The organism is Rodentibacter pneumotropicus DSM 21403, assembly GCF_000379905.1.
Lineage (GTDB): Bacteria > Pseudomonadota > Gammaproteobacteria > Enterobacterales > Pasteurellaceae > Rodentibacter > Rodentibacter pneumotropicus.
The window spans coordinates 86,803-106,038 of sequence record NZ_KB904057.1; the positions used below are offsets into that span (position 1 = coordinate 86,803).

The 19,236-nt window shown below is 39.1% G+C and carries 18 protein-coding genes, 1 pseudogene and 1 riboswitch; of the genes and pseudogenes, 13 read left to right on the forward strand and 6 right to left on the reverse strand.

The genetic code is table 11. The features are described 5' to 3' along the window. Positions 1-14: 14 nt before the first annotated feature. Both mepK and A3GE_RS0108155 read left to right on the forward strand, forming a co-directional pair. Positions 15-575, forward strand: coding sequence for a peptidoglycan L,D-endopeptidase MepK (gene mepK, locus A3GE_RS0108150; protein WP_018356770.1), 561 nt, complete (start codon positions 15-17; stop codon positions 573-575). A gap of 56 nt (positions 576-631) precedes the next feature. Then, a complete protein-coding gene (locus A3GE_RS0108155; protein ID WP_018356771.1) occupies positions 632-1,258 on the forward strand; it encodes an MBL fold metallo-hydrolase in 627 nt (208 codons plus the stop codon). Positions 1,259-1,290: 32 nt separating this feature from the next. Here the strand turns inward: A3GE_RS0108155 and argS are convergent, their stop codons facing one another. Further along, on the reverse strand, positions 1,291-3,024 hold the full coding sequence (argS, locus tag A3GE_RS0108160; RefSeq protein WP_018356772.1) for an arginine--tRNA ligase: 1,734 nt from the start codon (positions 3,022-3,024) through the stop codon (positions 1,291-1,293). Between the two features lie 79 nt (positions 3,025-3,103). On the opposite strand from argS, the pseudogene A3GE_RS11490 reads away from it, so the two are divergent. From A3GE_RS11490 to A3GE_RS0108175, 3 genes and pseudogenes are all read left to right on the forward strand, one after another. Beyond that, positions 3,104-3,670, forward strand: a pseudogene (locus tag A3GE_RS11490) (VOC family protein). 4 nt (positions 3,671-3,674) lie between these two features. Continuing rightward, the gene (locus A3GE_RS0108170) at positions 3,675-3,974 is read left to right on the forward strand and encodes a hypothetical protein (RefSeq protein ID WP_018356775.1); all 300 of its coding nucleotides are present in this window, start codon (positions 3,675-3,677) and stop codon (positions 3,972-3,974) included. Between the two features lie 26 nt (positions 3,975-4,000). Further along, positions 4,001-4,465: an outer membrane lipoprotein gene (locus tag A3GE_RS0108175; protein WP_018356776.1), complete on the forward strand. Its 465-nt coding sequence runs from the start codon at positions 4,001-4,003 to the stop codon at positions 4,463-4,465. Between the two features lie 84 nt (positions 4,466-4,549). Here the strand turns inward: A3GE_RS0108175 and aroA are convergent, their stop codons facing one another. The 3 genes from aroA to A3GE_RS0108190 form a co-directional block, all read right to left on the reverse strand. Beyond that, positions 4,550-5,848: a 3-phosphoshikimate 1-carboxyvinyltransferase gene (gene aroA / locus A3GE_RS0108180; protein ID WP_018356777.1), complete on the reverse strand. Its 1,299-nt coding sequence runs from the start codon at positions 5,846-5,848 to the stop codon at positions 4,550-4,552. Beyond that, a complete protein-coding gene (gene purU, locus A3GE_RS0108185) occupies positions 5,848-6,684 on the reverse strand; it encodes a formyltetrahydrofolate deformylase (protein ID WP_018356778.1) in 837 nt (278 codons plus the stop codon). Before purU ends, aroA begins: the two co-directional genes overlap by 1 nt. Before the next feature lie 70 nt (positions 6,685-6,754). Then, on the reverse strand, positions 6,755-7,159 hold the full coding sequence (locus A3GE_RS0108190) for an H-NS histone family protein (RefSeq protein ID WP_018356779.1): 405 nt from the start codon (positions 7,157-7,159) through the stop codon (positions 6,755-6,757). Positions 7,160-7,394: 235 nt separating this feature from the next. After that, positions 7,395-7,565: riboswitch (Lysine riboswitch) on the forward strand. Positions 7,566-7,622: 57 nt separating this feature from the next. Between A3GE_RS0108190 and A3GE_RS0108195 the strand changes: the two genes are divergently transcribed. From A3GE_RS0108195 to ilvN, 3 genes are all read left to right on the forward strand, one after another. Next, positions 7,623-9,143, forward strand: a complete 1,521-nt coding sequence (locus A3GE_RS0108195) for a Na+/H+ antiporter NhaC family protein (RefSeq protein ID WP_018356780.1) — start codon at positions 7,623-7,625, stop codon at positions 9,141-9,143. 270 nt (positions 9,144-9,413) lie between these two features. Further along, positions 9,414-11,138: an acetolactate synthase 3 large subunit gene (locus A3GE_RS0108200; protein ID WP_018356781.1), complete on the forward strand. Its 1,725-nt coding sequence runs from the start codon at positions 9,414-9,416 to the stop codon at positions 11,136-11,138. Further along, a complete protein-coding gene (ilvN, locus tag A3GE_RS0108205) occupies positions 11,138-11,629 on the forward strand; it encodes an acetolactate synthase small subunit (protein WP_018356782.1) in 492 nt (163 codons plus the stop codon). The genes A3GE_RS0108200 and ilvN overlap by 1 nt, the downstream gene beginning before the upstream one ends. Before the next feature lie 172 nt (positions 11,630-11,801). Here the strand turns inward: ilvN and lysS are convergent, their stop codons facing one another. Together lysS and prfB are read right to left on the reverse strand one after the other, a co-directional pair. After that, complete coding sequence (gene lysS / locus A3GE_RS0108210) at positions 11,802-13,310, reverse strand: lysine--tRNA ligase (protein WP_018356783.1); 1,509 nt, start codon at positions 13,308-13,310, stop codon at positions 11,802-11,804. A 61-nt stretch (positions 13,311-13,371) separates the two neighbouring features. Further along, a protein-coding gene (prfB, locus tag A3GE_RS0108215) for a peptide chain release factor 2 (protein ID WP_123809003.1) occupies positions 13,372-14,470 on the reverse strand; the annotation gives its coding sequence in 2 pieces (ribosomal slippage) (positions 13,372-14,394 and positions 14,396-14,470; 1,098 coding nt in all). A 129-nt stretch (positions 14,471-14,599) separates the two neighbouring features. Here prfB and dsbC point away from each other — a divergent pair. From dsbC to cmk, 5 genes are all read left to right on the forward strand, one after another. Then, positions 14,600-15,286: a bifunctional protein-disulfide isomerase/oxidoreductase DsbC gene (dsbC, locus tag A3GE_RS0108220; RefSeq protein ID WP_018356785.1), complete on the forward strand. Its 687-nt coding sequence runs from the start codon at positions 14,600-14,602 to the stop codon at positions 15,284-15,286. A gap of 82 nt (positions 15,287-15,368) precedes the next feature. After that, positions 15,369-17,096, forward strand: a complete 1,728-nt coding sequence (gene recJ, locus A3GE_RS0108225) for a single-stranded-DNA-specific exonuclease RecJ (RefSeq protein WP_018356786.1) — start codon at positions 15,369-15,371, stop codon at positions 17,094-17,096. Then, positions 17,089-17,796, forward strand: coding sequence for a thiol:disulfide interchange protein DsbA/DsbL (locus A3GE_RS0108230; protein ID WP_018356787.1), 708 nt, complete (start codon positions 17,089-17,091; stop codon positions 17,794-17,796). The genes recJ and A3GE_RS0108230 overlap by 8 nt, the downstream gene beginning before the upstream one ends. After that, positions 17,793-18,482 carry a 5'-methylthioadenosine/adenosylhomocysteine nucleosidase gene (locus A3GE_RS0108235; protein WP_018356788.1) on the forward strand — a complete coding sequence of 230 codons (690 nt, stop codon included), beginning with the start codon at positions 17,793-17,795 and terminating at the stop codon, positions 18,480-18,482. Before A3GE_RS0108230 ends, A3GE_RS0108235 begins: the two co-directional genes overlap by 4 nt. Before the next feature lie 8 nt (positions 18,483-18,490). Next, positions 18,491-19,162 carry a (d)CMP kinase gene (gene cmk, locus A3GE_RS0108240; RefSeq protein WP_018356789.1) on the forward strand — a complete coding sequence of 224 codons (672 nt, stop codon included), beginning with the start codon at positions 18,491-18,493 and terminating at the stop codon, positions 19,160-19,162. Positions 19,163-19,236 lie beyond the last annotated feature (74 nt).

The following is a 19,236-nucleotide window of genomic DNA, read 5'->3' on the forward strand; positions in this document are numbered from 1 at the left end:
ATAAGAGAGCATAAATGGATAAAATTAATCAAAGCCGGCGGAAATGGCTATCTCTAGGTGGTATCGTATTGGGCGCAACTATTGTACCTAATACTGTTTTGGCCATGGTTTCGACTGCTAAACCCCGTATTTTGGCACTTCGTAATGTTAATACAGGTGAACGTTTAAGTGGCGTGTTTTCACCAAACGGTGGGTTTACTACGTCAATGTTGAAAAAGCTTGATTACTTTATGCGAGATAAGCGAACAAACCAAACTCACAGAATGGATCCGAACTTATTTCTGAAACTTTATCGTATTCAAGGTCATTTAGGATTACAAACTGCTGAAATTCAGATTATTTGCGGTTATCGTTCTCCTGCTACCAATGCAATGCGCCATCGTCAAAGCCGTGGGGTGGCAAGTAACAGTTATCATGTAAAAGGTCAGGCGGTGGATTTTCGTATTGATGGTACACCGTTAGTAAAAATCAAGCAGACGGCAGAAAAACTGAATAATGGTGGGGTCGGGTTTTATCCGCGTAGTAATTTTGTTCATGTGGATACCGGTCCGGTAAGAACTTGGCGAGGCGTATAAAAAAGTCGAAAAATTAACCGCACTTTAGTGCGGTTTTTGTTTGTGAGGAAAGAAGAATGAATATTGAGATTATTCCGGTTACGGCATTTCAGCAAAATTGCTCTTTGATTTGGGATGATGAAAAAAATGCGGCGATCATAGATCCTGGTGGTGAAGCAGAAAAACTGATTCAGCGAATTGAAGAACTTGAATTGAATTTGAAGGTTATTTTACTGACTCATGCTCACCTTGATCATGTTGGTGCGGCAACGCAGTTGAAAGATTATTTCAATGTAGAAATTTGGGGATCACAGGAAGAAGATCAATTCTTATTTGAAAGCTTACCTAAACAGGCAGAACGTTTTGGATTAGCACATATTAATTCATTTTTACCTGATCGTTGGTTACATGAAGGAGAGGTTATTAACGTCGGTGATTTTCAATTTAATATTTTACATTTACCGGGTCATTCACCAGGACATATTGGCTTTATTGAGCAAGAGAAAAAAGCAGCATTTACCGGCGATGTGCTATTTCAAGGCGGAATTGGGCGAACAGATCTTCCTAGAGGAAACTATGAACAGCTTATCTCGTCAATCCGTGAGAAATTATTTAAACTTAATGATGATATGATTATTATTGCAGGTCATGGGCCTTACACGACTATTCAGCGTGAGAAACTCACTAATCCTTTTTTAACGTAAAAATAAAGGCACATTTTCGTGCCTTTTTTGAACTACATTTTGTCAACGGTTTTAATACCCAGTAAATCCAGACCCTGTTTCAAGGTTTTTTCGGTTAGTAGTGCTAATTTTAAACGGCTTAGCATCAGTTTTTCATCTTCGGCATTTAAAATCGGGCAGTGCTCGTAGAAAGAAGAAAATACGCCGGCTAATTCGTATAAATAGGCACAAAGTACATGTGGCATGCCCTCTCTGCCTACAGTTTGTACGGCTTCTTCAAATTGTAAAAGTTTAATGGCAAGCGAACGTTCTTTCTCATCAACCAGCATTAATGGAGCAGTAGAAAGTGCGGTCAAATCTACCTGAGTTTTGTTAAAGATTGAACGAATACGTGTATAGGCATATTGCATATAAGGCGCAGTGTTGCCTTCAAAACTTAGCATATTATCCCAATCAAATACATAATCTGTGGTGCGGTTTTTGGAAAGATCTGCATATTTCACGGAACCAATCCCCACAGCCTCGGCGACAGCCACTTTTTCGGTATCAGATAAATTGTTGCTTTTTTCGTTAATTAATATTGCCGCTCGATCAATAGCTTCATCTAGTAAATCCGCTAATTTCACTGTTCCACCTGTTCGGGTTTTGAATGGTTTCCCATCCTTACCCAGCATCATTCCGAAGTTTTTATGCTCCAATGAAAAGTTATCTGGTACATAACCTGCTTTGCGGGTAATCAGCCATGCCTGTTGCATATGCTGGCTTTGGCGAGTGTCTGAGAATACCAATGCTCGATTGGCTTTCAAGGTTTCATAACGGTATTTTGCCGCGGCAATATCGGTCGTCGTATAAAGGAAACCTCCATCTTTTTTCTGTACGATCACGCCCATTGCTTCGCCTTCTTTATTTTTGAATTCCTCTAAATACACGACAAGCGCACCATCGTCTTCTACTGCCAGCCCTTGTTTTTTTAAATCTTCGACAATACCGGGTAACATTGAATTATAAAGACTTTCGCCCATCACATCTTTTTCTGTTAAGGTGACATTTAGGCGATCATAATTATGCTGATTCTGTTGCATTGTGATATCCACTAAGCGCTTCCACATAGCTCGACAGTATTCATCTCCACTTTGCAATTTCACTACATAATTACGGGCTTTTTCAGCGAATTTCTCATCTTCATCATAGTGTTTTTTTGCTTCTCGATAGAATGTTTCTAAATCTTGTAATTCCATTTCGCTTGTGTGTTCATTTTGCATTTTTTCAAGATAAGCAATCAACATACCAAACTGAGTTCCCCAGTCGCCCACGTGATTGGCACGAATAACTTTATGTCCTAGGAATTCAAGCGTACGGGCTACGGCATCGCCGATAATAGTTGAGCGTAAATGACCGACATGCATTTCTTTGGCAACATTCGGTGAAGAATAGTCAATTACAACAGTTTGTTTATCTTCAGCTTGGATGCCTAAATTCGGTTGGCTAAGTGTGTGAGAAACCTGCTCTGTAATCCAGTTGGAATTTAAGAAAATATTAATAAAGCCGGGACCTGCAATTTCTAATTTTTCCGCAATATCGGAAAGATCTGTATGTGCTAATACGCTTTGTGCAAATTCACGTGGGGATAAATTTAGTTTTTTTGCGGCAGCCATAATGCCATTTGCCTGATAGTCTCCAAATTGAGGTTTTCCTGACTGGCGCACAAGTGCATCACAAGATTCATCGGCACCGGCTGCCATCATCGCTTGTTTAATTTTATCGGATAAAATAGATTGGATATTCACGGTTTTTCCTGTGTTTAAATTGAATATTAAAAATAATGGATTATGATAGCGTTCTTTATTGATTTCTCAAAGGGAGAATATGAAATTAAACGAAAATCTGCTTGTACTTGAAGAGGAATTGGAAGATTTTGAGAGAAAAATTCAAGCACTTGCGAATATGATGTCAATTAATTTATCTGATTATGAAATCGATCATATTGCTTTGCGGGCAAATAGTGAACAAAAAGCAAAAAATTGGCTGACACATTTAGTAAAGTGCGGTAGAATTTTGTCCGATAATATCATTAACGGGCGACCTATCTATTTAATTCAATTAGAAAAGCCGCTAGCCTTTGCCGGGCAATTTGTTGATGTTATTGAATTACCGTTTCCTAAAAATAAACAATATCCTCAAGAAACTTGGGAGCATATTGAGATTGTTGTTCCTTTCCTCGCAGATGAATCAACTGAGGCGTGGGTAGAGCGGGTCAATAAACAATTTTTATGGCAATGATTACCTAAATTAACAACAAAAGTGAGTGAACCTAAAGCGGAAGGAGAGCGTTTACCAAATCCTTCTATTGCGGTTGGTTTCGTTGATAAAAGCGAAAATTATGCTTGTATTAAAGTTCACCCTTATTCTATTAAAAAAATACTCGAGGTTTAGCACAATGAAAAAAGTGACTTTAGCATTGACAGTTTTATTAAGCTTAGGCTTAGCCGCCTGTTCATCAAATAACCAAAAAGATGAAAATGCCTATAAAGGTCAAGTAATTTTTAGTGAAATGAAAGGTGAAAACCTTCAGTTAACTATTCGTAAAAATAATTGTTCTTACAAAGTTGAAGGTGAAACAGAAACGGTTACTCACGCGTATGATTCAACTTTAGTTGTGGGTGCTTGTGTAAAAGTATCTGATAATGGTAACGGCTTAAAAAATATTTCTACTTGGTCTCCAAGAAATCCAATTTAACTTGTAAATTATAAGGTTGGTTAATTATGAAAAAAATGGCAGTAGCATTAACACTTGCTGTTACATTTGGTATCACCGGTTGTGCGAATACTGATATTTTTAGTGGTGATGTTTACTCTGCCGGTCAGGCAAAGGAAGCTCGTTCAATTAGTTACGGTACGTTAGTTTCTGTCCGCCCGGTAAAAATTCAAGCTGATAATCAGGGAGTAATCGGTAGTGTCGGCGGTGGTGTACTTGGTGGTGTTGCGGGTAGCGCAATCGGTGGTGGTCGTGGTCAAGCGATTGCTACGGCTGTAGGTGCGATTGCCGGTGCTATAGCGGGTAGCAAAATTGAAGAAAAAGCGAGCCAAGTTAATGGTGCAGAACTTGTCATTAAAAAAGATGATGGAAAAAGCATCGTTGTAGTTCAAAAAGCAGACCCTAAATTTGTCGCTGGTAAGCGTGTACAAATTGTAGGTGGTTCATCACTCAATGTTTCTGTAATTAACTAACAGATTTTTATTCTAATAAAAAAAGCGAACATTATGTTCGCTTTTTTAGTATTTAGAATACCATATAAAATTTTCCGTATTTATTTAATCTCTAGCACAAATCTTTTCAAATTCTTTAAAAAATGTTGGGAAGGTTTTTGCCGTGCATTGAGGATCAAGAATTGTTACGGGGGTATCCGAAAGTGCTATCAGTGCAAAACACATTGCCATACGATGATCATTATAGGTCGCAATGCTTGCGTGTTGAAATTTGTTTAATGGAAGTGGAGTAATACGAATAAAATCTTCACCTTCCTCAACTTCTGCTCCGATTTTTCTTAATTCAGTTGCCATTGCGGTGAGACGATCCGTCTCTTTCACACGCCAGTTGTAAATATTGCGAATAGTGGTTTTGCCTTCTGCAAAAAGTGCGGTTGTTGCAATAGTCATTGCCGCATCAGGGATATGATTCATATCCATATCAATTCCATGAAGCTCGGTCTTTTCTACCTGAATAAAATCAGCTCCCCAAGTTACTTTTGCTCCCATTTTCTCTAATACTTCGGCAAATAAGCGATCACCTTGTATAGAATTTTTTCCAATACCGGTAATTTTTATTTTTCCTTTGATAGCGGCGGCCGCTAAAAAGTAAGAAGCAGAGGAAGCGTCACCTTCTACCAGATATGTACCGGGTGAAAGATAGGATTGGTTACCTTTAATATGGAAAGTTTTGTATTTATGGTTTGTTACATTGATACCAAAATCTTCCATCATTGCCAACGTGATGTCAATATAAGGTTTGGAAACTAACTCTCCAATAACTTCTATTTCTACATCGTTTTCAGAAAGGGGGGCTGCCATTAAAAGTGCGGTCAGAAATTGTGATGAAATTGAACCATCGATTTTGATTTTTCCGCCTTTTATACCACGATTTCGAATTGCAAGAGGTGGATAACCCTCGTTTTCCAAATAACGAATATCGGCACCGGCTTGGAGAAGTGCATCGACTAAGTGCCGAATAGGACGTTCTTTCATTCTAGGTTCACCGGTGAGAATTACTTCACCTCCTATTTCACCTTTCAAACAAAGTGCGGCACTTAATGGGCGCATTGCCGTACCTGCATTACCAAGAAACAGAGAGAGCCCGCCTTGAACATTAAATGCTCCACCTAGACCTTCAATTTCACAGAAGGTTTTATCCTCAGAAAGTTGGTAATTTACCCCGAGTGCTTTGAGAGCATTCAGCATATGACGAATATCATCACTATCGAGCAAGTTAGTGACTTTTGTTGTACCCTTAGCCAGTGCGGCAAGAAGCAGTGCACGGTTAGATAAACTTTTTGAGCCGGGAAGGTTAATTGTACCTTCAACCATCTTAATTGGCATGAGAGTAATTGATTCCATTACAGCACCACTGTTTTATTTTTATAGACAAAGATTCTATCATGAAGTGCAAGATCAAGTGCGCGGCTGAGTACCGTTTTTTCTACATCTCTGCCGGCATGCATCATCGCATCAGCACTATAAGTATGATCTACATTAATCACATTCTGCATAATGATTGGGCCTTGATCCAATTCATTATTAATAAAATGTGCGGTAGCACCGATAATTTTTACACCCCTCTCATAGGCCTGATGGTAAGGTTTTGCACCAATAAATGCAGGCAAGAAAGAGTGATGAATATTAATAACACGGTTTGGATAGCGCTCTACGAACTCAGGATTAAGTACACGCATGTATTTGGCTAATACAATATAGTCTGGAGTGTATTCGTCAATTTTTGCCGCAAGTAATTTATCATGCTCAATTCGAGTTAAACCTTCATGGCTAATGTAATGAAATGGAATATTAAAACGTTCAACCAGTTCTCGTAAGTTATCGTGATTACCAATAACTGCGACAATTTCTACATCCAGTGCGCCGTAATAATTTTTCATTAAAATATCACCAAGACAATGAGCTTCTTTAGTGACTAAAATGACAATACGTTTACGTTTTGAGCTAATTAATCGACAATTTGTGCCTTTTGGTAAACTATATTTGAGATCTTCAAGTAAAGTTATTTCATTAAAAATCCCTTCAAGCTCTGTACGCATAAAGAAATGCTTTGTTTCAAAATCAACAAATTCATTATTGTGCAAAATATTTAATTGGTGTTTATAACAAATATTTGTAATCTTAGCGATTAAACCTTTATCATCAGGGCAATCGGTGAGAAGTATTTTTTTTTCGATCATAATACTAATGTTTTGATTTTAAATAAAAGAGAACCCATAAAATATATGGGTTCTTAGAGAGAAGGGATAATTAAATTTCAAAGTCAGATAAAGACTTACCTGCATCTAAAGCTTTTTGAATTACGCTTGGAGTACGCCCTTGACCAGTCCAAGTTTTTTGTTCTCCACTTTCAGTTGTATATTTATATTTCGCTGGAAGGGGTTTACGTTTTTTACGAGAACCTGAGGAGAAAGTACCAATAATGGCTTGCAATTCTTCAGCAGTAATTCCTTCCTGTTTAATTAATTCCTTATATTTTGCAATACGTGCTTTACGCTCAATTTCAGCTTGTTGGATTTCTTCCATTTGTACACGTTTTTCAGCAAGCGCTTCTTCAAATTTCTTTAATGCATTCTCAGCTTGTTCTAATGTTAAATCACGTACTGCGGCACGAATACTGTGACGGTTAGTAAATATTTTAGTTAAATCAGCCATAATAAACCTCTATTTTTATGATGTGTAAAAATATAAACTTCAATGCGCCCATAATAACGAAATTAATTCATAAGGTAAATCTTAAATTTAAATAAAATTAAGTATAATGGGATGATGAGTACCATATTTTAAATATTTATTATGTATATTATCTCATTATGATTTTTGGCTAAGTTGAAGTAATTTACAGAATTTATTAGATTTTTTTTCAGTTTTCCTGTAATCTTCCTGCTCCTTACAAAGTAGAGGTGCGATTACTATAAGTATTTTTTCCGAGTGGATAGCGATGACGAAAAAGGAAAGGAGTAGTCGCCGAAATCAGTTAAAAGTCATTTTAACTGGTTGGTAGCGTATCTGAAAGGAACGTTACTGTCATAGTGAATAACTATGGAGCGCTACGGTTAGGTGGGCTGTTATTACCTCATTTTCTGCCGTTGTCTCCATTAATTTTAGGTGTAACTTAATGGAACTTATCGATTATTCTTCTTCAATTTGGTCTATCTCTCCTGCATTACTGGCAATCTTGTTGGCGATTGTAACACGTCGTGTATTAGTATCTCTGAGCTCAGGGATTTTAGTGGGGGCGTTAATGCTTAATAATGCCTCTCTTTTACCTACTTTTATTTATTTGAAAGATAATATTGTTTCTTTGGTGTACAGTGATGGTGCGATTAATTCAAACATGAATATCGTTCTTTTCTTAATTTTGCTTGGTGTTTTGACAGCACTTTTAACCGTATCCGGTAGTAACCGTGCTTTTGTGGAATGGGCTCAAAAGCGCATTAAGGATCGCCGTGGTGCAAAATTATTAGCCGCATCTTTGGTTTTTGTTACGTTTATTGATGATTACTTCCATAGCCTTGCAGTGGGGGCGATTGCTCGTCCTGTAACCGATCGTTTCAAGGTATCTCGGGCAAAATTAGCTTATATTCTTGATTCTACCGCTGCACCAATGTGTGTGATGATGCCGGTTTCAAGCTGGGGGGCTTATATCATAACCTTAGTAGCGGGTTTATTAACCACCTATTCTATTACTGAATACACACCAATTTGGGCATTTATGGCAATGAGCGCAATGAATTACTATGCGATCTTTGCATTGCTTATGGTATTTTTTGTTGCCTATTTCTCATTTGATATCGCTTCTATGGCTCGTCACGAAAAAGCTGCAATGACACGAGAAAATCAAGAAAAGGAAGAACAGTTAGGCGTAGAAGGTCACGTTCGGAATCTTGTTTTCCCTATTTTGATTTTGATTGTAGCTACGGTGTCAATGATGATATATACCGGTGGGCAAGTTCTTACTGAAGCAGGATCGCCATTTTCTGTATTAGGTGCTTTTGAAAATACTAACGTGGGTGTTTCTCTTGTTGTTGGGGGGGGAAGTGCGGTTATTATATCGACAGTTTTGATTATGTTAGATGGGCAGATAAGTTTTGGGGAATATGCACGCGCATGGAAATTAGGTGTTAAATCTATGTCAGGGGCAATTGCAATTTTATTCTTTGCTTGGACAATCAATAAAGTTGTCGGTGATATGCAAACGGGTAAATATTTATCTTCCTTGGTCTCTAATAACATTCCTGTTCAATTTTTGCCGGTTCTCTTATTCATTCTTGCTTCGGCGATGGCGTTTTCGACGGGGACAAGTTGGGGTACATTCGGTATTATGTTACCTATTGCTGCCTCAATGGCAACGAATGCAGCACCGGAATTAATGTTAGCCTGCCTTTCGGCTGTAATGGCAGGCGCAGTATGCGGAGATCACTGTTCACCGGTTTCGGATACTACGATTCTTTCTTCTACTGGGGCAAAATGTAACCATATGGATCACGTAACGACCCAATTGCCTTATGCTTTAACGGTTGCGGCAGCAAGTTGCATCGGCTATATCACAGTTGGTTTTACAGAGTCCGGTGTAGCAGGGTTTGTGGCAACAGCCGTATCCTTAGTTATACTCGTTTTTATCGTGAAAAAACGCTAAAAATGTGATCCGATTCAAAAAAACAAATAAAAAATAAAATTTTTATATTTTTATAAAATGCGACATAAAGTCGCATTTTTTGTTTTTTTAAGCATTTTTATTTTATTTTATTCTTTATTTTTAATGATTGTTGGTTTTTTATTTTTGTATTTTATGGCTTTGATGCTGTCAAGGTGTCTAGACAAAGATTTTTTTGTCAGTATGATGAAATAAATCAAGAAAATATCAGTTAATAATCAATTAAAGTGCGGTCAATTTTAGGAGTAAATTATGAAAAAATTATCCGGTGCCGAAATGGTAGTGCAATCACTACGTGATGAGGGCGTAGAGTATTTGTTTGGTTATCCGGGAGGTGCGGTACTCGATATTTATGATGCGATTCACACCCTTGGTGGCATTGAACATATTCTTGTTCGTCATGAACAAGCCGCTGTCCATATGGCGGACGGTTATGCGCGCGCAACAGGTAAAGTAGGTTGTGTATTGGTGACATCAGGTCCCGGTGCGACTAATGCTGTCACAGGTATTGCCACCGCTTATGCGGACTCAGTGCCGATGGTCGTAATTTCAGGACAGGTGATGAGTCATTTAATCGGTAGCGATGCTTTCCAAGAATGCGATATGGTGGGGATTTCACGCCCTGTAGTAAAACACAGTTTTATTGTGAAAAAAGCGGAAGATATCCCGGAAACAATCAAAAAAGCCTTTTATATTGCATCTACCGGTCGTCCCGGTCCGGTTGTGGTTGATATTCCAAAAGACACGGTAAATCCGAATCATAAATTCCCTTATGAATATCCAAAATCTGTTGAAATGCGTTCTTATAACCCGACAGTGAATGGACATAAAGGACAGATTAAAAAAGCATTAAAAGCTTTATTAGTGGCAAGGAAACCTGTGTTATTCGTAGGCGGTGGTGCGGTTGCCGCAGAATGTAGTGAAGCATTAACCCAATTTGCCCAACGTTTGAATTTACCGGTGACGGCATCGCTGATGGGATTAGGTGTCTATCCGAGTACGGATAAACAATTTTTAGGGATGCTTGGTATGCACGGAACCTATGAAGCCAATAATGCGATGCATGAAAGTGATTTAATTCTAGGTATTGGTGTGCGTTTTGATGATCGCACGACAAACAATCTTGAGAAATATTGCCCACATGCAAAAGTTATTCAAATTGATATTGATCCGACATCAATTTCTAAAAATGTCCAAGTGTCGATTCCAATTGTCGGTAGTGCGAAAAATATTTTAGATGAGTTTTTAAGTTTATTAGGTGAGGAAGGGGGGAATCGCCCACAAAATCATCTTGAAGAGTGGTGGAAACAAATTAATGAATGGAAAGCCAAAAACTGCTTGGATTTCGACCGCACTTCAGGCGTGATAAAACCGCAGCAAGTGATGGAAGCTGTTTACCGTATTACTAATGGTGAAGCTTATGTAGCTTCAGATGTAGGGCAACATCAAATGTTCGCAGCATTGCATTATCCCTTTGATAAACCGCGTCGTTGGATCAATTCCGGTGGATTAGGCACGATGGGCTTTGGTTTGCCTGCCGCATTAGGCGTAAAACTTGCCCAACCAAACGCCACAGTGGTGTGTGTGTCCGGGGACGGCAGTATTCAAATGAATATTCAGGAATTATCTACAGCAACACAATATGGCATTCCTATTGTCATTATTTGTTTGAATAACCATTTCTTAGGTATGGTGAAACAGTGGCAAGATTTGATTTATTCGGGACGGCACTCACAAACCTATATGAATTCTTTGCCGGATTTTGTGAAATTAGCAGAATCTTACGGGCATGTAGGAATTAAAATTGCCACGCCGAATGAGTTAGAAAGTAAATTAGAAGAAGCGTTTAAACTTAAAAACAAGCTGGTATTTGTCGATATTAATGTCGATGAGGGTGAACACGTTTATCCAATGCAAGTGCGTGGCGGTGCAATGAATGAAATGATTTTAGGTAAAACAAAAGGGGAGAATGAGTAATGCGTAGAGTTTTGTCTGTTCTATTAGAAAATGAATCCGGTGCGCTATCACGCGTGGTGGGGTTATTCTCTCAACGTGCATTTAATATTGAGAGCCTTACCGTTGCACCAACGGATGATCCCACATTATCACGAATGACGATTGAAGCCGTAGGCGATGAGCAAGTGCTTGAACAAATTGAAAAGCAACTACATAAGCTTGTTGATGTGTTTAAAGTGATTAATTTAAGTAATCATGAACACGTTGAACGTGAAGTTTTACTGGTAAAAATCCGCGCAACGGGGGCATCACGTGATGAAATTAAACGTCTCACCGATATTTTCCGTGGTCAAATTGTGGATGTCACGCCTAAATCCTACACTGTTCAATTAACCGGTACAAAAGATAAGTTAGATGCTTTTGTTGCGGCAGTAAAGGAAGAAACAACATTGCTTGAAATTGTTCGTTCTGGATTAATCAGTCTTTCTCGTGGCGAGAAAAACATTCTTTAATTCATTCCTTCATTAATGAAAAGTCTGTACTCATAATGAGTGCGGATTTTTTATCGTTCTTTGTGTTAAGTGATGATTTTCTTAGGAATGGGAAGAAAGAAAATTTTATAAGTAAAAATAAAAGATAAAAAGGAAACTATCTGGTTTCCTTTTTCTATTTAGATTAATTCACTTATCTTTGTCGCATTGCAGGAAACAGGATTACATCACGAATAGACGGGGCGTTTGCATAAAGCATTGCGAGGCGGTCGATTCCTAAACCTTCTCCGGCAGTCGGCGGTAATCCATGCTCCAATGCAACAACGAAATCTTCGTCTTTAAACATAGCTTCATCATCTCCCGCTTCTTTTGCAGCAACTTGCGCATCAAAACGTTCATTTTGATCTTCTGCATCATTTAATTCTGAAAAACCATTACCGATTTCACGTCCGCCGATAAATAATTCAAAGCGGTCGGTTACATCTGGGTTTTCATCATTGCGGCGGGCAAGTGGTGAAATTTCTGCCGGATGTGCCATTAAGAAGGTTGGCTGAATTAAATGGTGTTCCGCCACCTCCTCAAAAATAGCATTCACGATACTACCTAATCCCCAAGATTTTTGTACTTCAATACCTAAACGTTCCGCAGTTGCTTTGGCACGATCGAAATCGTATAAATCTTCTTTCACAATGCCTTTATCTGCGCCATATTTGATGGTTGCATCATGCAGGGTAATGCGTTCGAACGGCTTACCAAAATCAAATTCGAATTCACCGTATTTCACAATGGTCGTTCCAAGAATATCAATGGCTAGTTTGCGTAATAATTCTTCAGTATTGTCCATTAAATCGTGGTAATCCGCATAGGCTTGATAATATTCCAACATAGTAAATTCAGGATTGTGACGAACGGAAACCCCTTCATTGCGGAAGTTACGATTTAATTCGAATACGCGTTCAAAACCACCTACTACTAAACGTTTTAAGTAAAGTTCGGGCGCAATACGCAGATACATATCCACATCAAGTGCATTATGATGGGTGACGAAAGGACGTGCAGATGCACCACCCGGAATTGCTTGTAGCATTGGTGTTTCTACTTCCATGAAACCTTTTGAAATGAAATATTCACGAATTCCTGCGACGACTTTTGATCTAATGATAAAAGTACGGCGGGATTCCTCATTAGAAATTAAATCCAAATAACGTTGGCGATAACGCATTTCTTGGTCAGTTAAGCCGTGGAATTTATCTGGTAACGGACGAAGTGCCTTAGTTAATAATTGAACTTCAACCGCTTTAACAGTAAGCTCTCCGGTTTTGGTTTTAAATAATGTGCCTTTAACACCGACAATATCACCTAAATCCCATTGACCGACATCATCTTTATACACACCTTCCGGTAGATTATCGCGTGCCACGTAAAGCTGAATTTTACCGCTCATATCTTGCAAGGTGATAAATGTCGCTTTCCCCATTGCACGGCGGGTCATAATACGGCCTGCAACAGCGACTTCAATATTTTTTTCTTTTAAGGTTTCCCCCTCTTCCGATTCATATTGATTATGTAAATCCTGTGCAAGAGAATCGCGGCGGAATTGGTTCGGAAAAGCATTGCCTTTAGTACGTAAGGCGGCTAATTTTTCACGGCGAACAAGCATTTCGCCATTGAGATCGAGTTCTTTTATTTCTTGTTCTGACATTTTTTCTTTACCTTTGATTGTGAAAATTGGGTTGTAAAATTCTGTGGAAAATGACCGCACTTTATAGCCCTGCTTTCAAACTGGCTTCAATAAAGCGATCCAAATCGCCGTCAAGTACGGCTTGTGTGTTGCGATTTTCTATACCGGTACGCAAATCTTTAATACGTGAATCATCCAGCACATAAGAGCGAATTTGGCTGCCCCAGCCTATGTCGGATTTATTGTCTTCCATAGCTTGTTTATCGGCATTTTTCTTTTGTAGTTCCAGTTCATACAATTTCGCTTTTAACTGCTTCATTGCCTGATCCTTATTTTTGTGTTGAGAACGATCATTTTGACACTGCACCACAATACCGCTTGGCATATGGGTGATTCGTACCGCACTTTCGGTTTTATTAACGTGCTGACCACCCGCACCGGAAGCGCGATAAACGTCAATACGTAGATCTGCCGGGTTGATTTCAATGTCAATATCATCATCAATTTCAGGATAAACAAATACGGCACTGAAAGAGGTATGACGGCGGTTATTGGAATCGAATGGGCTTTTTCGAACCAAACGATGAATGCCGGTTTCCGTGCGTAACCAACCGAAGGCATATTCACCGCTAATTTTAATGGTTGCAGATTTTAAACCTGCAACATCTCCATCGGAAACTTCCATTAATTCCGTTTTAAAGCCTTTGCTTTCAGCCCAACGTAAGTACATACGCAATAACATTTCTGTCCAATCCTGTGCCTCAGTGCCGCCGGAGCCGGCTTGCAAATCGACATAGCAATCAGAGGCATCATGTTCGCCACTGAACATACGACGAAATTCCAATTGCGCCAGCTGCATTTCAAGCGTTTCTAATTCTGCGACGGCTTCGTTAAAGGTGTCTTCATCTTCAGCTTCTACCGCAAGCTCAAGTAGCCCGCCCACATCTTCCAAGCCTTGTTCTAAATTTCTGATGGTGTTCACGACTTGTTCAAGGGCTACCCGCTCTTTTCCTAGAGATTGTGCTCTGTCCGGATCGTTCCATACTTCGGGCTGCTCTAATTCTGCATTGACTTCTTCTAAACGTTCGACTTTAGCGTCAAAGTCAAAGATACCCCCGAAGCACCGAAGTGCGGTCGGAAAGATCAACGATTTTATTTTTCACGGGGTTTATTTCAAACATAGTAAATTTGCTTTAACTGTAAGTTGGCGAATTATATGTTATTTTCTTATTTTTGGGTAGCTAGGGTTGCAGAAATTGCTAATTTATCTATAATCTCGGATTCGCCTTTAGCAAATTTAGGAATGAAAAATGAAGAAAATTTTAACCGCACTTTTATGTGCTACGGCAGCAAATGCAATGGCGGATGATTCAGCTATCAAAAGTAAATTACAAGCACTTGGTGCGAAAAATATTGACATCAAAAGCTCTCCTGTCAGCGGGGTGAAAACAGCTGTAACCGATGAGGGCATTATTTATGTAACAGAAGACGGTAAATATGCTTTTCAAGGGAAACTTTATGAATTAACAAATAAAGGTCCTGTTGATGTGGCTGGTAAATTGTTAATGGATAAACTTAATTCTTATAAAAATGAAATGATTGTTTATCCGGCAAAAAATGAGAAATACGTAGTCACCGTATTTATGGACATTACTTGCCACTACTGCCATTTATTACATCAACAATTAAAAGAATATAATGATCTCGGTATTACCGTGCGTTATTTAGCCTTCCCTCGTGGTGGTATGAAAAGTGAAACTGCAAAACAAATGGAAGCTATTTGGACAGCCAAAGATCCTGTTTTTGCTTTAAGTGAAGCTGAAAATGGCAGACCGCCAAAAGAAGTTAAAACGCCTAATCTTGTAAAAAAACACTATGAATTAGGTATTCAGTTTGGTGTAACCGGCACGCCGAGTGTTATCACCTCAAGCGGTGAGATAATCGGTGGATATTTAAAACCGGCAGATTTATTAGCAGCGCTGAAAGAAAGCGAATAATAATTTAGTACTAAAAAAACAATGTTGTATTTTATAAAAGAGCTGTTGGTTTAACAGCTCTTTACTTATGAATTAATCGCCCGTGAATAAACTCATTAAACGCCGTGAAATTCCAACCGGAGGTTCTGTTTCAGAACATCCGTTACTGGATCGCCTTTATCGCGCACGTCATATTAAAAATAAGCAAGAATTAGACCGCACTTTAAAATCTATGTTAAATCCGAACCAATTATATGGTGTTGCCCAAGCCGTAGAGTTGTTGGTATCGGCTTATCAAACGCAACAAAAAATTGTCATTGTGGGGGATTTTGATGCGGACGGTGCAACGAGTACGGCATTGGCGATATTGGCACTTCGTCAGCTTGGTTTTACAAATATTGATTATTTAGTACCAAATCGTTTTGAACAAGGCTATGGGTTGAGTATTCCCGTGGCGGAAATGGCGATTGAAAAAGGCGTGCAGTTACTGATGACGGTAGATAATGGCGTGTCTTCCTTTGAAGGGGTGGCTTTTTTGAAAGAAAAAGGTATCCGCGTTTTGGTGACGGATCACCATTTACCCTCAGATACCTTGCCACCGGCAGATGCCATTGTGAACCCGAATTTAAACCAATGCGGTTTTCCCTCAAAAGCCTTAGCCGGTGTGGGAGTAGCATTTTATTTAATGTTGGCGGTACGGTCTAAATTTCGTGAGTTGGGGATTTTTACTGCGGAAAATCAACCTAATTTTACAGAATTACTTGATCTCGTAGCACTGGGTACTATTGCTGATGTTGTGCCGCTTGATCAGAATAATCGTATTTTGGCTTATCAAGGTTTAATGCGAATTCGTGCTAAATATTGCCGACCTGGCATTATCGCCTTAGCAGAAGTGGCGAATCGTAATATTGAGCGGTTTTCGGCAAGTGATCTTGGTTTTTCCATTGGACCGCGTTTAAACGCGGCGGGGCGATTAGACAACATGTCTCTTGGTGTAGAATTACTGCTTGTGGAAGAGATGCAAACCGCACGAGAACTTGCTTTAGAACTTGATCAACTTAACCAAACACGCAAAGAGATTGAAGCGGGAATGAAACTTGAAGCATTGGAAATTTGCCGAAATCTCACCGCACTTTTCAACGAATTACCAAGCGGTATCGTGCTTTATCAAGCAGATTGGCATCAAGGGGTGCTAGGGATTGTTTCGTCCCGTATTAAAGATCAATATCATCGTCCGGTTGTTGCTTTTGCACAAGATGAAAAAGGCGTATTGAAAGGTTCTGCCCGCTCTATTGAAGGGGTTCACATACGGGATCTATTAGAACGAATTCATTCTCAATATCCCGATATGATCTTAAAATTTGGCGGGCATGCAATGGCGGCGGGTTTAAGCATTCGTGAAGAATGTTTTACGCAATTTCAACAAATTTTTAATCAAACGGTATTAGATTGGTTGGATGAATCGCATTTACAAGGCATAATTTGGACAGATGGTGAGTTAGAAAAGAGTGAATTTACCCTTGAAACGGCGGAGTTACTAAAAAATGGTGGTCCTTGGGGGCAGGCATTCCCTGAACCTTGCTTTGACGGTGAATTTAAAATCTTGGATCAACGTGCAATTGGGCAAGGTAAAAATCATTTAAAAATGTTAGTTGAACCGATGCAGGGGGGACCGCTTTTAGATGCCGTTGCCTTTAATATTGATATCCGATTATATCCCGATTTATCTGTTAAACAGGCTCGTCTAGCCTATAAATTAGACATAAATGAGTTTCGTGGTAATCGTAATATCCAATTATTAGTAGATCATATTGAACCAATAGATGAGTAAAATAATAAAGTGGCGATGGGGCAATCTTGCGTTATTTGGTATTGCAACACAATTTGCCTTTGCAGAAACGAATCCGAAAGATTTTTCTGTACAAAACCAACCGCACTTACCTTCTGCAAATACGTTAAGATTTGAAGATGGACGTGATTATTTTTCCTATAAAGAACCGGTAGCCCATCCTTTGCGTGCAGATAAAAAAATCCGTATTCAATTCTTTTTTGATTATGATTGTAGGGTGTGTTCGTCTGCACAAGATATTTTGGAATTTTATAGCCAAATGCGACCTGATAAAATTGTTTTGGAACAATATCCGGTGGCAACCACAGAAAACCAATTTAGTGCGAAGGTGTTCTATACACTAAAAGCATTAAAAGCTGAGGAATTATCTGATGTATTATTATTTGAAACGGCAGAAAAATCACGTTATGTCGAACTGGCATCACCGGCAAAAATGATAAAATGGGCAGAGCAACAAGGGCTTGATAAACAAGTTTTTGTTAAAGTCGAAAATTCTTTGGATATAAAGGAAAAGGTAAAAGATTCTATTGAATTAACGGAAGAATATGGTGTTTTTACTTATCCTTATGTGGTGATTGGCGGAAAATATGTGCTGACGGCGAGTACACTTTATAACGATGATTACAGCGTGGCTGTATTAGATTATTTAGTGAATAAATTGGAAAAGGAGAGAGGAAAATGAAGATCGGTATTGTTGGTGCAATGGCACAAGAAGTCGAAATTCTGAAAGGATTAATGGCGGATAAAATCGAAAAAAAGGTTGCAAGTGCGGTCATTTTCGAGGGAAAAATTAATGGAAAATCCGTTGCCCTATTGCAATCGGGTATCGGTAAAGTCGCTGCAGCAATCGGCACGACTGCTTTACTGCAATCGGCAAAACCGAATGTGGTGATCAATACGGGGTCTGCCGGTGGTGTGGTGAAAGGATTAAAAGTAGGTGATATTGTAATTTCTGATGAAACCCGCTATCACGATGTAGATGTTACGGCATTCGGCTATGAAAAAGGACAACTTCCGGCTAATCCCGCTGCATTTTTATCTGATGCGAAATTAGCGGATTTAGCCCAAAAAATTGCTGAAGTGCAGGGACAATCGGTAAAACGCGGGTTAATTTGTTCCGGTGACAGCTTTATTAATAGTGAAGATAAAATTGCTGAAATTAAAGCAGATTTCCCAAATGTGACTGCGGTTGAAATGGAAGCTGCGGCAATTGCACAAGTGTGTCATGCGTTTAATGTGCCTTTTGTTGTCGTACGTGCAATTTCTGATGGCGGCGATGGGGAAGCAACTCTTTCTTTTGAAGAATTTTTACCGCTCGCAGCAAAACAATCTTCAGCATTAGTTTTGGGTATGTTAGACAAATTATAGGATTTTTTATGGGAACAATTATTACTGTTGATGGGCCAAGTGGTGCAGGGAAGGGGACATTGTGCTACGCATTAGCAGAAAAATTAGGTTATGCGTTATTAGACAGTGGGGCAATTTATCGCGTCACGGCATTGGCAGCAATAAAAAGTGCGGTTGATTTATCTGATGAATTTGCTTTGGGTGAATTGGCTCGTAATTTGGATATTCAATTTATTCCGCGAGATGGAGAAGTAAATATCTTATTAAACGGCGAAAATGTGAGCCATTTAATTCGCACCCAAGAGACAGCGGATGCTGCATCAAAAATTGCCGTTTTTCCACAAGTTAGAGTGGCATTACTACAACTTCAGCGAGATTTTGCGAAAAATAATAACCTCATTGCGGATGGACGCGATATGGGAACAGTTGTGTTTCCTGATGCACAAGTGAAACTCTTTTTAGATGCGAGTGCCGAAGAACGTGCAAAAAGGCGCTATAAACAGTTGCAAAGCAAAGGAATTAGTGGTAACTTTGCACAGATTTTAGCCGAGATAAAGGAGCGGGATTTTCGTGATCGAAATCGTGAGGTCGCACCGCTTAAACCGGCTGAAGGTGCGTTGTTACTTGATAGTACAACATTGAGCATTGATGAAGTGATTGCTCAGGCGATGGCTTATATTCAACAACGCAAAAATACTTAACTTTGTTTATTCAAGGATGAATGGACACTTATTCTCAACCCCACATCTTACGGATGAAATGTGGATGTTATTAA